This window comes from Kitasatospora sp. NPDC001159 (assembly GCF_053598235.1).
This window is the reverse complement of the sequence record NZ_JBSFJV010000301.1, coordinates 1-1,095: the sequence shown is the minus strand read 5'-3', so window position 1 is coordinate 1,095 and position 1,095 is coordinate 1. Positions and strand designations below refer to the sequence as shown.

Annotated in this window: 1 protein-coding gene; it reads right to left on the bottom strand. The window is 71.6% G+C overall.

The features are described 5' to 3' along the window. Positions 1-31: 31 nt before the first annotated feature. On the bottom strand, positions 32-826 hold the full coding sequence (locus ACWC9T_RS42015) for a slipin family protein (protein WP_449826275.1): 795 nt from the start codon (positions 824-826) through the stop codon (positions 32-34). Between the last annotated feature and the right edge of the window lie 269 nt (positions 827-1,095).

Below are 1,095 nucleotides of genomic sequence, written 5' to 3'. Positions count from 1 at the left end.
GTTGCCGACGCCCAGGACGGCCGGATCGCTGTCAGCTGCCGCCGGCGGGCGCCTGCGGCGGGACGGCCGGGGTTCGCGGCGGAACGGTCGGCGTCCGAGCCGCAGCGGCGGCACCGTCGGCGAGGCGCGCCGTGGAGGCCTCGAAGAAGCGCAGCAGCTCCACCGGGAACGGCAGCACCAGCGTCGAGTTCTTCTCGGCCGCCACCTCGACCACCGTCTGCAGCATGCGCAGCTGCATCGCCGCCGGGGTCTCGGCCATCATCCCCGCCGCCTCGGCGAGCTTGGCGGCCGCCTGGAACTCACCGTCGGCGGTGATGATCCGGGCCCGGCGCTCGCGGTCGGCCTCGGCCTGACGGGCCATCGAGCGTTTCATCGAGTCGGGCAGGCTGACATCCTTGATCTCCACCCGGTCGATGTGCACTCCCCAGCCCGCCGCCGGGCTCTCCAGCATGACCTCCAGCCCCTGGTGCAGGTGCTCCCGGCCGGACAGCAGGTCGTCCAGCTCGCTCTTGCCGATGATCGAACGCAGCGAGGTCTGGGCGACCTGCAGCATGGCGAAGCTGTAGTTCTGCACGTCCACGGTGGCCCTGATCGGCTCGACCACGCGGAAGTACAGCACCGCGTCGACGCTCACCGAGACGTTGTCCTTGGTGATGCCCTCCTGGGCGGGCACCGGCATGGTGACGACCTGGACGTTCACCTTGCGCATCCGGTCGAGCAGCGGCACCAGCAGGGTCAGTCCCGGCTCGCGGACCGACCCGCGCACCCGGCCCAGCCGGAACACCACACCGCGTTCGTACTGCTGCACCACCCGCACGCCGGTCATCAGCCAGAGCAGGACGACCACGACGACGATCACGAGTACTGCCACGCTGTTCTACCTTCTCCCCGTCGCGGCGCAGCCGGGCCGGGTCCGGGGTGGCCCTGTCGCCGGATGCTCGCCGCGCGCAGCACAGTATGCGCCCGGCCGGCCCGCACGGTAAGGCGTGTGCGGTCCGGGTCCGCACCGCCGCCACCCACCACGACCACTGGTGGACCGACCGAGGCGAGGGCTGGGACCTCCTCCAGGAGCTCTACGCCCTCAGCCGCGTCAGC